Genomic DNA, 14629 nt, shown 5'->3' on the forward strand with positions numbered 1-14629 from the left:
ATCGATTTTGAGAAGGCGTCCGTCTTCAAGCTCGCTCCGTGCAATCCCCGGGACATCGCACATCTCGGCAAGATGATCGCCTCATACGTGCTCTAGGGTTTGCGGGCGACGGCGCCGATGAAGAGGCGTTGGATGGGGCTCTGCGGGCGGGTCCGGGGGCCGTCGGGCCACCAGTCGGCGATCGGGACGAAGCCGGGTTCGAGGATCTCCAGGCCGTCCAGCATGGCTTTGACGCGGTCGAGTGGGCGGAACCAGGCGCCGTAGCCGTCGACGGCGTCGGCGTAGATCTCGCTCACCTGGGCTGGGAAATCTGCGAGTTCATGGCCGGGGCCGGGATCGACCATATGGCCCAGCACGATGTACGAGCCTGAGGCGAAGCGCTCGACGCAGTCGGCAATCGCCTGCCAGGGGTCGAAGCGGTCGGGGTAGTGGTGCAGGGTGCCCACGTGGATCATGGCCACCGGGCGGTCGAAGTCGATGTGTTTGCCGACCACTGGGTCGGCGAAGATCGTCTCCGCGCGGGTGATGTTGACCTTGGCCATGTGGGTGCGGTCGTTGTCGGCGAGCAGCGCGCGGCCGTAGGCGAGTACGAGGGGGTCGGCCGACAGGTAGACCACCGAGGATTCGGGGTTGAGCCGCAGGGCGATCTCGTGCGTGTTCTCGCCGACCGGCAGTGCCGGACCGCAGTCCAGGAACTGGCTGATACCCGCCTGACCAGCGAGGTAGCGGGCCACTCGAGCCAGGAAGGCGCGCATGTCCCAGGCCGCGCATGCGAACGACGGGTCGAGGCGCAGCAACCGGTCCCGAACGGCCCGGTCTGCCTCGTAGTTGTCCTTGCCGTCGAGCAACGCGTCGAACACCCGCACGATGGTCGCCGACCGACTGCCACTGGTCACATGGGACACCTTACTTCCAGGGCCGATGGCTTCAGAGCCGATCGCCGGATCCCGCATGAAGGTGTCCCTGCTCCGGTGGGCCGGCGAGGATCGCTGTGATCACGTCCAGCAACTGCTCGACGATCTGATCCGGGGTGGACGGGGCGCCGCTGAGGGCCAGGATGCCCTGGGCGTTGTCCAGGTCGCCGAGGACGTGGAAGGCCAGCGTCATGGCCTGCGCGAGGCGGAACCTGATCGTGGCAGGCGGCACGGCCGGGCAGATCCGGGCCAGCAGGGCGGTGCTTCTGCGCCCTTGGTGGGCGAAACCCCTGGCCACGGTCTTCATCGCGGGGTGGCCGGTCGCGATGATGCCGGAGATGAAGCGGACCCAGGCCGCGTCGGCATCGGCGATGGGGCGGACGACGGCCTCGGCGAGCCGGCGGGCAGTCGGGTCAGGTGCGGTTTCGAGGGCGTCCAGCAGCCGCCCGCGTTGACGGGCGATCTCCCGGCCGCGGTGCGCGATGACGGCTTTGACGAGCGCGTCCTTGGACCCGAAGTGATAGTGGACGGACGCCACGTTGGTATCGGCCTCGGCCATGATCGCGCGCAACGAGACCGCGTCGATCCCCTTCTGCGCGAACAGCTTCTCGGCCGCCGCGACCAGCCGCTGCTCGGTCGGCACTGCGGTCTGGTCAGCCGTGCCGGTCGCCATCCACACACTCTATCAATTGATTGAATCAGGCGATAGAGTCAGCGAGTGGGCACAAACCAGCGGGCAACGGTGCGGATGACCGAGGCCGAGATCACCCAGTTCCTCAGCCGCAGCCGGGTGGCCACCCTGGCGACCAACGGCCCGAGTGGCGTCCCGCATCTGGTGGCCATGTGGTTCGGCTACCTCGACGGCCGGATCTACTTCGAGACCAAGGCCAAGTCCCAGAAGGCCGTGAACCTGCGCCGCGACCCGACCGTGGTGTGCATGGTCGAAGCCGGCGACACCTATGACCAGCTGCGCGGGGTCTCGGTGGAGGGCACGGCCCACCTCATCGAGGACACCGCCGACGACGAGTACTGGGCCGCGGGCATCAATGTGTACGAGCGATATCAAGGGCCGTACACCGAGGAGACCCGCCCATTCGTGGAGGCGATGATGAACAAGCGAATCGTCGTGCGTGTCGACCCGGTCCGAGTCCGCTCCTGGGACCACCGCAAGCTCGGCCTGCCCGCGATGCCCCTCGGCGGCACGACCAGCGCGTTCCTGGACGAACCGTAGCCCCGGCAGACCGCGGCTGCCGGGGTCGGACGTGACTACTTCAAGTTCATGACCATGGCGAGGCCCCCGTCCCGGGCCTTGAAACCCACCTTCCGGTAGAAGTCGAGGTTGTTGAGCAGCCCGGTCAGGCCGATGCCGTCGAATCCCTCCTTGACGGCTTTGGCCTTCGCGGCCTCGATCAACGCGCGGGCGGCACCGTTGACCCCGGTCTGCCCTGTCGGCCATCCGACGTTCCATGGCGCGCTGGTGAGCTCCGATATGTACATGGACTTCCAGCCCTTGTTCCAGGTGGCGATATCCTGATCACTGCTTTTCGGCTTGTCGGTGGCAGTGACGACCTGCCAGAGGCAGACCGCTTCAAGACGCGCGGGGTCGCCGGCGACAATGGCGAGGACCTGGCGGCCATCGGGCGCTTTGAGCGCATCGCTGATGATCGACTGGCGTTCGCTCTGCTCCAGCAGGTTCGCCAGTCCCGCCTGCATGACGGCCGTGTCCTGCTTGCTGCCGGCAAGCGACTCCTGGAGTCCCTTGGCCTCCTTGTAGTCGGGTTGCAGCCAGTAGACCGGCCATCGGTCCAGCAGAGCCCCGATCTTCCCGGCATCGTCGAGGGCGGCCGGCTTGGTCATGTCCTGTCTGGGCAAAGCGAGACTTGTCCGCCATTTGTCGACGGTCCGGGGATCGGGTACCGGTTTCGTGCTCTCGGCGATCTCCCGTTTGGTCGGGATCTCCCGTTCGCTGGCGTAGTTCCAGGACAGCTCTGTGTCCGGCAGCTTTGTGCCCGGCTCCTTTCTCGATGCTGTCGGAATACTGGACGGTCTGGCCGCCGGAGTACAGCTGGACCGCGGATCCGTCGGTGTGCGCGGCATCGAGCTTCTCCAGGTGTTCGAACGTGTTACGCACCCGGCCCCAACCGGTCGCGCCGGTGAGCACATGGATCGTGCCGTCCGGTGCTTGGAAGGCGTCGAGCGGCCCGCTGGGGATGCTGTCGATCCCTTCGCGCTCTTGCCATTCCGTGACGGGCCGCGGGTAGCCCTCGTCCACGTAGGTGTAGTTCGTTGACGAGTACCGGATGTACTGATCGCCACTGAACAGATAGGTCCGGCCGTCGGTGTCGACGAACGCGCCGTCGATCCGTGCCGGGTCGGTGAAGTTGTTCTTGATCTTGCCCCAGGTCTGGTCGGCCGGTGCCCACCTGGTGCCCCCGGGCTGCCGGGTGAAGGCGCGCGAGGTTCCGTCCTGGGTGTGGCCGACGATCCATTCCTCGCCGGTCGGCAGCCGGAAGGCCGCGTCGATCTCGGTCAGCCCTTGGAACCTGGCCGAGAGTTCGGTGAGCTGGGCCGCCTTCTGGCTGGTGAGCGTGCAGGTGTCGGCAGCGTAGGTCCAGTACGTGTCCCCGGTGAAGACAAGGACCTTGTTGTCAGTGTTGTAGCTGGTCTCCAGCAACGCGTCGAACCGGCGGACGCCCGGCGGCAGCGTCAGGTTCTCCGGGAACTTGCCGACCAGGTCCTGGTCGGTGAAGACCGCGGTGATCTCGGCGGGGCTGAGGCCGAGCTTCGCCGCCAGCAGCGCGAACCGCCGGACGCGGCGATGGGTGAGCCGCAAACGCGCGTCGGCGGGCCATGTCTCGGCGCCGAGCACGGGCGCCACCAGGGCGTCGAAGGCCTCTGCCGGACCGCCCGTCACGGCTTCGCAGATCGCGGCGGCAGCGTCGGCCGGGACCCCGAAGAGGTCGCCGAACGCGCTGTAAAGCGCTTGCTTCTGTTGCAGCGCTCGGACTGTCAGCGAGTCCACGATCTCGTTCACGGCCGCTGCCAGCTCGACAGCGACCGCGTGCAGCAGGAAGAAGATGTCGGTGCTGTGGTCCTCAAGGCTGGTGAGCGCGAAGTCGTAGGCGCTGTTGACGTTCCGGAAGTACGGCAGCCATTCCTCAGCCACCGCAAGGTCTTCGGTCAGGTATCCGGCGCCGACGAGCAGAGCCAGCAGTGTGTCACGTTCCTCGACGGTGAACCCCAGAGCGGTGAGGGCGGCCGGGTCGAGCCGGTACGGCGCCTGATCCTGCCGGATCACCTGGATCTGCCGCAGGACGATGCTCTGTTCGGCGGCCGTGAACCCGGCCCGGTCAAGACCCGCATCGAGGTGATCGACGATCACACGGCGGCTCATGACATCGTCGGCCAGAGCGGCGAAATCCTCGACGGTGAACGTGCGCAGCCCGGTCTCGAACGCCTTGATCTGAGCCTGGACGGCGTCGAGAATCGCCCGCCGCTGCGGGTAGAACTCCAGCGCGAGGCCGAAGTCGGTCAATGCCAAGGCGGCCAGGGCCGGCTTGTCCCGGTAGCCGCCGTGCTCGTCCAGGTAGCCGTTGAACGTCAGGCTCTCGGCCAAGGCTGTCAGCTGGGCATCGGTGAACCGGAGTTCGGCGAAGATCTCAAGGTCGATCGGCAACGCGTCGGAGCTGAACCGGGTGATTCGTTCGGCCAGCAAAGCGATCACCGCCTCGGTGGCGTCCGCCAGGCCGGCGTTGATCCTGAAGAGCCCAGCGTTGTCCGGTTCGATGAAGAAGCCCGGGTCGGCGATGACGCCGTCTTGGTCGAGGTAGCCGTTGTAGATCAGGTTGTCGTAGAGCTCGACCCGGTGTTCCTCGGGCAGATCGGGGATCCCGGCGAGGTCGGAAGGGAAGAACGACGCGGTGCCGTTGACGACGGCTCCGATCGCCTTGAACAGCGTCTCGCTGTACGCGGTGAAATCAGTGGCGAGGGTCAGCCCATCGGTGGTCTCGATCGTGAGCGTGCCATCGGCGTCGAGATGACCGAGCATCACGAGGTTGCCGAAGATCTTGGCCTGCAGGCGTTCGCCGAGACCGAGACCGCGGAAGTCCTTGGCGACAACCACACCAAGGTCGGTGACGGCACTGTAGGCAGCGGCCGCGGCCACTGACAGATCGAGATCCAGCAACCGGCCATCCGCCGCGGAGACGACACCTTCGCCGTATTCGGTAAGGACATCGTGGATGACCTGGGCCGCGCGCTCGCTGAAGCGGCCGCCCTCGAAAAGCGCCGGGGCGTGTGCGACCGGTTCGAAAGCCTGGTTGATGCCGTCGACGAAGTCCTGCCTGCCACCGCCGGGGTCCGGGCGCCCGCCGAGGATGCCGGTCAGTTCCTGGCCGGCGAGCCCGGCGGCCTGCATCCAGGTGACCACCGCGAACAGGGTCTGAGCCAGCCACAGGCTTTCGGTGGGATCGCCGCCTGCGAGGATCTCGAAGGCGTCGCGCCGCTCGGGGTCCACCTCGCCCAGCACGGCGAAAGTCGTGTAGCGCCGCAGCGATGGCTCGCTGTCCAAGGCGACCAGCACGTCGAACAACTCGTCCACGCTGATGCCCAGTGTGCTCGCGAGATGGCCGCACCGGTGCAGCAGCCCGATCGCGGGCAGTCCGATGTCGCCCTGGTCGAAGGGACTGGGCTCGGCGGCGCGGTACCGCTCGCGGTAGCGCCGGACGACAGCGGCGATTTCGCTTTCCGGCACGTCGATCCAGGCCGCCAGCCGCAACCGGTAGTCCTTGTTGCGATCGGCGAGGATGTCGCCGGAGCAGCCCCGCACCTCGTCGGATTCGACCGACACGACCAACCGGCAGATCTCCTTGACAGTAAGGCTGTGCACCTGTTGCAGGCGCGTCACGATCGCCAGCGACCGCAGCGCGGCCAGGGTGATCCGGCCGCCACAGCACGAGTCGATGATCAGGCGCAGATCGGCGAACCCGAATCCGGTCATCCGGGCCAGCCGGACGAACCGGTGCGTGCGGTCGAGCCAGTCGATCGGCACCGACGCGCCCCACTGCAGGCTCTTTCCGTCCGCACTCAGCGTGACGCCCGGACTGGCCTCGATCAGCTCCTGCATCTGGACGCCGGTCAGCCCGCACGCCTCGGCGAACTGCTCGGTACCGCGCAATTGTTCGAACGATTCGGCGTTCGCCAGACCATAAAGCGACTTGAGCACGGCTTCCGTTTCCGAGAGGGTCGTGACAACCGCGACGTCTTCCGGTGACATCTCCAGCCATTCGCGGGCGGCGACGTCATGATCGGCCGCAGGAGCGAAGAGCTGATAAAACTCCGAAGACTTGAGCTGGATTTGAGGTAAGTAGCGCGTGAGCCGCACAGCCGGTAACGAGAACGGCAGCCCGAATGGATGCCTGCGGTTTCGCAAAGCGGTGTACGGCGCATTTCCGACCAACCGCTCGAGTATCTCGTTGACGATGTCCAGATACGGCGTCTCGGTGAACGTGTTCTCCGCGTCGAGCACGACCGCCTTCAGATCCGGCCGCCGCCCGTCCAGCGGTGAGCGGACAAAGTCCTTGTCCAGCAACGCAAGCAGCTCAACCAGGTACGCCGCCGGCGAGTACACCGACCGGGCGTCGTCGTGCAGGCTGAAGGCCGGCTCACCGAACAGGTCCTCGTAACCGGGCGTCGATTCGTCTCGCAACACTGTTCCTCCACATGCCCAACCCCGCTCGCCCCGCGTCGACGCACAGCGGCAAACCAGAAAAGAGCACCAGGGAGAAGCCGGCCCGATCACACTCGAAGCTCAAGTCTTTCTCAAGTGATCGCCCGCCTGCGGGTAACCGTCTCCAGTTCTGCGCTTTCCCGGTCAGAATCGCATGGTCAGATCGACTAGAAGGAGCCCAACGCCCACACAGTCGGCCGCCCGGCAGAACCCGTTACGGGCCCTCTGCAAAATTTTCTGAGCGTGTTCGAAACTACGGACCTGGAAGGAATCCGCGAATACTCTGAATGCCACAGCACAAGCGCCCGAACAGATTCGGCCTCACGACCGGCCAGGCGTCATGACGCCGGTCTCGTAAGCGAGGATCACCGCCTGGATCCGGTCACGCAGACCGAGCTTGCTCAGCACGTTGCTCACGTGCGTCTTCACGGTGTGCTCGCTGACCACCATGGCCTGCGCGATCTCGGCGTTGGACAACCCACGGGCCATCATCGCCAGGGTTTCCCGTTCCCGCCCGGTCAGCACCTCCAGCTGTGCGGGTGACGGCGTGGGTGCCGCGGCCGGACGCGACGTGAACTCGGAGATCAGCTTCTTGGTGACCGTCGGAGCAAGCAGCGCGTTGCCTGCCGCCACCACCCGCACCGCCTGGACGAGGTCGTCGCGACGAACGTCCTTGAGCAGGAACCCGCCGGCGCCCGCACGCAGTGCCTCGAACACGTACTCATCAAGGTCGAAGGTCGTAAGCACCAGGACCCGGCAGGCGGTCTCGGCGCGCACGATCTTCGCCGCCTCGATGCCGTCCATCCTTGGCATCCTGATGTCGAGCAGCAGCACGTCCGGCTCGTGGGCACGGACCGCCTCGACTGCCTCGACGCCGTCGGCCGCCTCGGCGACGACCTCGATGTCGGGCTGGGCATCGAGGATCATCGCGAATCCGGCCCGCACCAGTTCCTGGTCGTCGGCGACGACTACCCGCACGGTCACGCCAGGCCCCCGGCCGGCAAGCAGACCTGGACCCGGAAGCCTGGGCCGTCCTGGCGTGGTCCCGCTGTCACGGTGCCGCCGCAGGCCGTGGCCCGTTCCCGGATGCCGATCAAGCCGTGGCCGCCAGGGGCCGGACTGCCCGCACCGCGGCCGTCATCGCTGATCTCGATGGTCAAAGTGTTGTCCTGCCGGTGAAGGCGGACATCGGCGTGCCGGGCGTCCGCGTGTTTGACGATGTTGGTGAGGGCTTCCTGGGTGATCCGGTACGCCGCGACCTCGACGTCCGCCGGCAGTGTGCCGGCATCTCCGGAGACCTCCAGTGTGACGGCTGGGCCGGCCTGCGAGACCTGCTCGACCAAGGCTGGAAGGTCTCCGAGGGCGGGTTGCGGGGCGTGCGGACCGTCATCTTCCTTGAGCACAACGAGGATACGGCGCAGCTGTGCCATCGCGTCCCGACCGGCCGAGGCGATGGCGTCGAACGCCGCCTCGGCCCGGGCAGGGTTGGCGGGCAGCGCGACTGGACCCGCTTCCGCTTGCACGACCATGAGGCTGACCGCGTGCGACAGGATGTCGTGCATGTCGCGGGCGATCCTGGCCCGCTCACGAGCAGCTGCCCGCTCGGCCTCGGCGATCCGTTCGTGCTCAAGGAACTCGGCGTGTGCCCGGGAAACAGTGGTGGCCCGGCCGATCGCGTAGGCGGCGACGAACAGGATTCCACTACGGACAGCCGTTTCCGACGACGCGGTCAGCATGCTGCCGCCTACCGTGAGCACCAGCATGATCACCCGCGGCACCGGCGCCGACCGAGTGGCGACGGTGTAGATAGCGACCAACACGCCGTACCACACAGGTTGTGCCGGAACGCTCCCTGCAAGGTCGTAAGCACCTGCCGCGGCCAGACTCACAAGCAGCACCACGACTGGCACGCGCCGCCGCCACAACACAGCCGCCGCAGCCACGACTACAACCACGTAACCCCACCAATGCCACGGCACACCAATGGGATTGGCCCGGGAGAAGAACGGCCACAGCCCAGCCACCAACGCGACCGCAGCCAGGGCCACATTGACACCGGCCGCCGGCAAGGTGCCCAGGCGCATGAACACAAGACGTGATCTTGCCTCCTCGCCTGCGCCCGACGCACGCCAGGTCATGCGCGTGCGGACAGCGTCATCCCGGCGAGCACGATCCGCTGGGTGATCGGCGTCGGGTTGTCACCGTTCCTGGCGTCGTTCGCTGTCATGCCGTACGCGAGCCGTCGCGTGCCATCCACTGTTCCGCCGATGCCCGCGAGATAGCCGTACCGACTGCCGCTCTTGCCCCAGACCTCACCGACGCCAGGCAGTTTGAACCGCTGCAACGCAACGCTGTAGCTCGCGGCCTTGCCACTGACATCGGGCACGGCGGGCACGATGAACAGCTCCCGCTGAACCTCCGGCGCCAGCAACCGCCCGCCCAGCAGTGCCTCTGTGAAGACGTCAAGATCACGGGTGGTGGAAATGATCGCACTGGCCGCCCAGCCGAAGGACTGGTTCCAGCGAGTCACGTCACGCAGCGTGCCGTCGCTCATCACCTGGTAGCCGTGTACGTGCGGACCACAGAGGCCCGGATCGTCGCCGGGCACGGAGGTCCCGGTCAGCCGCAGCGGCCGGATGACCCGGTCACGGACCTCGTGCTCGTAGCTGTTGCCGGTCACCTTCTCGATCAGCATGCCGGCGATGATGTAGCCGATGTTGCGGTACTGCTGTTTCGTGCCCGGGTCGAACTCACGCTCCTGTTTGAACGCCGCGTCGACGTACTGCTGCGGGGTCCAGCTGTCGAACCGGTGCGCCACTTGGTATTCCACGCTCTCGTCAGAGATCACCGGGCTGGGCAAGCCGCTTGTGTGGTTCAGCAACTGCCGGACAGTCACCGTCGGGTAGCCCTGCGCAAGCAGCCCGGGAAGGTACCGCTGCACAGCGCCGTCCAGCTCGATGCGGTGTTCGGCGACCAGTTGCAGCACGACAACGGCCGTGAACACCTTGGTGACACTGCCGATCCGGAACCGTGCCTCCTGCGGGACAGCAGCCCCGGTGCGCCGGTCCACCGTTCCGGCGGTGGATTCCCAACACCCGTCCGGCCCGGTGGCACGGACCAGCGCCGCAGTCACGTCTGCGCTTAGCAGACCAGCGATCGCCACTTGCAGCGCAGTCGTGTCGAGTGGCCGCGCGGCCTCGCAGGAGTGTGCAGTCCGCAGAGGCGCCGCGATCGCAGGCGAAGCGCCGGCCAGGGCAGCGATGATCAGGGCCGCAGCGGTGGCAGTACGAACATTCATGGTGAAGGCTCCTTCGATCAGGTCGACGGGCGTAATCCTGATCTTCAGAGGTGCCGGGGACATCGCCGGACAGAGCCAATCCCGATCTCCCCCGAGAGAGGGAGATCGCCGGTATGGTCGCGTGATCCGACATGATCATGGAAGGACATGCCTGGTGCGAAGACGAAATATGGCAAGGGCGGCCTTAGCCGCAGTCGTGGCGCTTCTGGTCAGTCCGGCGGTCGCCGCCGCCGATGTCGCCCCGCCCGCGAAAGTCACCTCCAACTTCGAGACCTACTGGGGCGTCAGCCTGAACCGGGACTGTGGTTACTCCCAGTCGCTGGCGGGCAACCAAAGCTTCTGGCTCTTCTGCGACACCGCGTGGAACGACTTCAACGGCGGGCATTTCATCACCGGCTCCACCGCGGCAGTCGGGCCGCACACCGCCGGTCTGGTACCCACGAAACTGAATGAACTACCGACACCGCCCGGAGCGCCACGTCCTCAGCCCTACAACGGTGGCCCAGAACAGTTCCTGCCCACTCCCACCGGGTTGCTCAACCCAGCAGGGCAGCCGTGCACACCGAACACCACCCAGTACCCGGCTTCCTGGATCACCGGCCTGACCCGGGACCCGGCGTCGAGCAACCTGCTGATCACGTACTCCGACCTGTGTGTCACAAACACCGCAACACCTTTCCTCACCCAGCGCTACGGAATCGCTGAGTACAACCCCACGACCAACACCGTTCTGGCACGGACGACTGTCATGTCCACCACGGGAACACAGCTCCCGGCCGCGCAAATCCTTGGCTCGCCAGTGATTTCCGGCGGGAATCTGTACCTGTACGGCTACGAGTGCACAAGTTGGTTCTCTGGGGTGTGTGCCACCGGAAACACCTACGCCGCACGCGTACCGGCCAACCCTCAGTCGTGGCGCTCGTCTTCGGCGTACGTCTGGTACACCAACACCCAAGGCGGTACGTCGAACAAACCCGCGGACGCGCGCAATGTCATCGCGTCCGCGCCCTCGGCAGTCTCCATGCACGATTTCAGCCCGGTGGGCCGCGGCTTCATCGCCATCGTGCAGAAGGACGTGGCCGGTGGCTTCGAACTCTGGCAGGCCACCAGCCCGGCGGGCCCGTGGACCCGCCGCAGCACAGGGAAAGTCCCCTGCTCGGGAGGTGCGGGCAACGACCTCTGCCGCGCGCTGACCGGGCACGTGCAGCTGTCCACCAGCAGCCAGCTGATGCTCAGTTACTTCAACCCCGCCAGCGCCCACGTGGAGGCAGCCACCTTCCCCTGGTGACAGGGCACGGGAGCGGGTGCGTCGCAGTGCGGCCCGCTCCCAGGCCCAGGCCGTACCATGATCCGGCCGGACGAAGTGAGCCCCAGGGAGTCGTAGTGACGTATCCGCCGCAACAGCCGTCTCACTCCGGGACGACACCGCCCGCGAAATCCAGAACAGGATTGATCATCGGGGTTGTGGTGGCGGTGGTGGTCGCGCTGGGCGGAGTCGCGGCCTGGCTGCTGTGGCCGGCCGAGCAAACCGCGGGTACTGCTGTTGGAGGCTCGACGAAGGCCACTCCTCGTACCACCGACGCGCTGCCCTCAGCGGCCACGTGTTCATACTCGCGAATGCCCGAGGACCCCGCGGCCAAGGACGTCGGCCAGCCCACCAACGGCAAGGCCCAGTCCAGCGGAACCGTGCAGGTCACGTTGAAGACCGACCAGGGTGACATCGCACTGGCCCTGGACCGCGCCAAGGCGCCCTGCACCGTGCAGAGCTTCCTGTTCCTGGTCGGCAAGAAGTACTTCGACGGCACGCCCTGCCACCGGATCACCACGGCTGCCGAGTTCAAAGTGCTGCAGTGCGGCGACCCGACCGGAACCGGCCGAGGCGGGCCGGGCTACAAGTTCGGCGACGAACTGCCCAAGGACCTGCAACGAATCGACGCGGAGCGAGTGACCTACCCGACCGGCACCGTGGCCATGGCCAATGCCGGTCCCGGCACCAACGGCAGCCAGTTCTTCCTGGTGTACGGCAACACCCCGCTGCCCCCGAACTACTCCGTGTTCGGCGCCTACAGCGCCCCTGCCCAGGCGGTCATCGACAAGGTGGCCGCGGGCGGTGTCAGCGCCGGGCCGGACAGCCTGGGGCCCGAGGACGGCAAACCGAACACACCGATCAACATCCAGCAGGCCACGACCGCGGGCTGACAGTCCCTTATGGATTAGCCGACCGGTTGGACAATAACAGTCCTTTTGGCGGAAGCCGTCCGGCGGGATCAGCTGTGACACTGAATCGAGGTGATCAGGTCCAGCCGATCCTGGAGGTCGCGTGCGCAGCAGAACGGTTCCGTTCCTCGTCTCCGTAACGTTGGCGCTCACCATGGCGGCCGCGACCCAGGTCCAGGCCGCCGAATCCGGGCCGGTCCCGCAGGTGACACCGGCACCGCAGGACATCCGCCGCAGCGGCCCGGACATCGTCGTGGGCAGCCAGGTGGAAGTGGTCGCCACGGCCGCCACCGATCCGGCCGCGCTCAGCCTGCTCGACAGCGTCCTGCGCCAGCAGGGTGTGCGCAGTGTCAACGTCCGCGCCAACGCCTCGGGCAGCACCCCGCTGACGATCCACTTAGGACCTGCCGATCGGCCGGACATCGCATCGGCACTAGGCCGGACGCTGGTCCCCCAGCACCCCGAAGGCAGCGCGATCGCCGTCACCAGCCGACACGGATCACTGGTCGGCACCGTCGCGCTCGGCGGCACCGACCCGGCCGGTCAGTACTACGCCGTGCAGACCTTGCGGCAGTTGTTCGTGGGAAGCCCGTACCGGCGGCACATCGCCGGGGTCACGATCAGCGACTACCCCGCCATGCCGTTGCGCGGCACGATCGAGGGCTTCTACGGCTCGCCCTGGACCCACCAGGAGCGGCTTGACCAGCTCGCTTTCTACGGCGACGTCAAGGCGAACACCTACATCTACGCGCCCAAGGACGATCCCTACCACCGCGATCGCTGGCGTGATCCGTACCCGCAGGCCAAGCTCGCCGAACTCGACCAACTGGTCGATGTGGCCGCGTCCCACCACGTCCGGTTCACGTACGCGATCTCGCCCGGGACTTCCATCTGCTACTCAAGTCAGTCCGACCGTGCGGCACTCACCCGCAAGCTGCAAGCGATGTACGACCTCGGCGTGCGTGCCTTCTCCATTCCGCTGGACGACATCAGCTACACCCGCTGGAACTGCACGGCCGATCAGACCACATACGGATCGCCGGGGCGTGCGGCGGCCGCCCGGGCCCAGGTCTCGCTGCTCAACGACGTACAGCGGAATTTCCTCGCCACCCACCCCGGTTCGTATCCGCTGCAGATGGTCCCGACCGAGTACGGCGACCTCACCGACACCGCGTACAAGCAGGTGATCCGGACGACGCTCGACCCCGCTGTGCTGGTGATGTGGACCGGGACGGACGTCATTCCGCCCAGCATCACCGTCGCCCAGGCGCGCAGTGCCTCGCAACTGTTCGGGCGCAACGTCTTCGTCTGGGACAACTACCCGGTGAACGACTACGCCCAGGCCGCCGGCCGGTTGCTGCTCGCGCCGTACGACCATCGTGAGGCAGGGCTGTCCGATCACCTGGCGGGCATCGTGGCGAACCCGATGAACCAGGCCGCGGCGAGCAAGGTCGCCATCTTCACCATGGCCGACTTCATGTGGAACGACCGCGCCTACAACCGTGACGTCAGCTGGACGCAGGCGGCGAAGTACCTGTCGGCAGCCAACCCCGACGCACTGCTGCTTTTCTTTGACCTCAACCATCTCGCGCCGACCTTCGGCCCACAACCGTGGCAGCCGCAGGCGCCCGCGCTCCGCGCGTTGGTGGATTCGTTCTGGGCCGGTGATCCCAGGCTTCGAGCGTACGTCCAGCGCATGACGCAGGCCCCGACGGCAATCCGGGCCTCAGTGAGCGACAAGGCGTTCCTCAGCGACGCGTCGAACTGGCTGGACGCCACCGAACTGTGGGCAGGCGCCATGAACAGCGGCCTCAACACACTGGACGCGATCGCCGCAGGCGACCGCGCCGCAGCCGCCCAGGCCCGCCGACGAATGGACACCCAGGCAAGCGCGGCAGGCAAGATCCGCTCAGTGCCAGGCGAAAACCGCGTCGAAGGCGTCGTCCAGATCGGCGACGGCGTGATCGACGTCTTCCTCGACCGAGTACGCGCCAAACACGACGAGTTCAGCGGCCAGATCCCCCTGACCAACCTCTCCCAGGGCAAGCAGGCGACCCAGATCTCGGACTACGCACCGGAATACACCGCTGCCCGATCCGTGGACGGCAACCTCTCCGACTTCTCGACCACATCAGGCGCCGAGGTCCAACCATGGTGGCAGGTCGACCTGGGCGCAGTCGCCAACATCGAGACCATCAGGGTCTACAACCGCGTCGACTGCTGCGCCGAACGCGTACGGAACTACTACGTACTGGCATCGCCGACCCCATTCCCGGCAACCCTCAGCCAAGCCCTGACCACCCCAGGCGTGGTCAGCCACCTCGAAACCGCCCAGGCCGAACGCCCGACCACGATCAATCTGCCCGCCTCCGCACGCTACGTACGGGTCTGGCTGACGACCTCGACACCCCAGGAACTGAACATGGCCGAAGTCCAGGTCTTCGGCCGATCGGGTGACACCTGAGAGGTGCC

10 protein-coding genes are annotated in these 14629 nt (G+C 66.6%); 4 read left to right on the forward strand and 6 right to left on the reverse strand.

The window, feature by feature from the left end; translation table 11 throughout:
* Positions 1 to 92 precede the first annotated feature (92 nt).
* A complete protein-coding gene (locus JOF56_RS52820) occupies positions 93 to 896 on the reverse strand; it encodes an SAM-dependent methyltransferase (RefSeq protein WP_209646973.1) in 804 nt (267 codons plus the stop codon).
* Between the two features lie 31 nt (positions 897 to 927).
* A complete protein-coding gene (locus tag JOF56_RS52825) occupies positions 928 to 1587 on the reverse strand; it encodes a TetR/AcrR family transcriptional regulator (protein ID WP_209646974.1) in 660 nt (219 codons plus the stop codon).
* 45 nt (positions 1588 to 1632) lie between these two features.
* Between JOF56_RS52825 and JOF56_RS52830 the strand changes: the two genes are divergently transcribed.
* Positions 1633 to 2145: a PPOX class F420-dependent oxidoreductase gene (locus JOF56_RS52830; RefSeq protein WP_209646975.1), complete on the forward strand. Its 513-nt coding sequence runs from the start codon at positions 1633 to 1635 to the stop codon at positions 2143 to 2145.
* Between the two features lie 357 nt (positions 2146 to 2502).
* On the opposite strand, the gene JOF56_RS52835 is transcribed toward JOF56_RS52830, so the two are convergent.
* The 4 genes from JOF56_RS52835 to JOF56_RS52850 all read right to left on the reverse strand — a co-directional run bounded on the left by JOF56_RS52835 (position 2503) and on the right by JOF56_RS52850 (position 9940).
* Entirely contained in the window at positions 2503 to 6624 is a 4122-nt protein-coding gene (locus JOF56_RS52835; protein ID WP_209646976.1) for a hemopexin repeat-containing protein, read from the reverse strand.
* 339 nt (positions 6625 to 6963) lie between these two features.
* Positions 6964 to 7626, reverse strand: a complete 663-nt coding sequence (locus tag JOF56_RS52840; protein ID WP_209646977.1) for a response regulator — start codon at positions 7624 to 7626, stop codon at positions 6964 to 6966.
* A complete protein-coding gene (locus JOF56_RS52845; protein WP_209646978.1) occupies positions 7623 to 8780 on the reverse strand; it encodes a sensor histidine kinase in 1158 nt (385 codons plus the stop codon). The genes JOF56_RS52840 and JOF56_RS52845 overlap by 4 nt, the downstream gene beginning before the upstream one ends.
* The gene (locus JOF56_RS52850; RefSeq protein ID WP_209646979.1) at positions 8777 to 9940 is read right to left on the reverse strand and encodes a serine hydrolase domain-containing protein; all 1164 of its coding nucleotides are present in this window, start codon (positions 9938 to 9940) and stop codon (positions 8777 to 8779) included. Before JOF56_RS52850 ends, JOF56_RS52845 begins: the two co-directional genes overlap by 4 nt.
* A 154-nt stretch (positions 9941 to 10094) precedes the next feature.
* Between JOF56_RS52850 and JOF56_RS52855 the strand changes: the two genes are divergently transcribed.
* From JOF56_RS52855 to JOF56_RS52865, 3 genes are all read left to right on the forward strand, one after another.
* Complete coding sequence (locus JOF56_RS52855) at positions 10095 to 11228, forward strand: hypothetical protein (protein WP_209646980.1); 1134 nt, start codon at positions 10095 to 10097, stop codon at positions 11226 to 11228.
* A 95-nt stretch (positions 11229 to 11323) separates the two neighbouring features.
* Entirely contained in the window at positions 11324 to 12139 is an 816-nt protein-coding gene (locus JOF56_RS52860) for a peptidylprolyl isomerase (protein ID WP_307855683.1), read from the forward strand.
* 121 nt (positions 12140 to 12260) lie between these two features.
* The gene (locus JOF56_RS52865; protein ID WP_307855684.1) at positions 12261 to 14621 is read left to right on the forward strand and encodes a glycoside hydrolase family 84 protein; all 2361 of its coding nucleotides are present in this window, start codon (positions 12261 to 12263) and stop codon (positions 14619 to 14621) included.
* Positions 14622 to 14629 lie beyond the last annotated feature (8 nt).

The organism is Kibdelosporangium banguiense, from assembly GCF_017876405.1.
GTDB lineage: Bacteria > Actinomycetota > Actinomycetes > Mycobacteriales > Pseudonocardiaceae > Kibdelosporangium > Kibdelosporangium banguiense.

Excerpts from the sequence above, each read along its gene's own strand:
- JOF56_RS52850 (WP_209646979.1), bottom strand. The coding sequence starts at position 9,940 with ATGAATGTTCGTACTGCCACCGCTGCGGCCCTGATCATCGCTGCCCTG.
- JOF56_RS52825 (WP_209646974.1), bottom strand. The coding sequence starts at position 1,587 with ATGGCGACCGGCACGGCTGACCAGACCGCAGTGCCGACCGAGCAGCGG.
- JOF56_RS52845 (WP_209646978.1), bottom strand. The coding sequence starts at position 8,780 with ATGACCTGGCGTGCGTCGGGCGCAGGCGAGGAGGCAAGATCACGTCTT.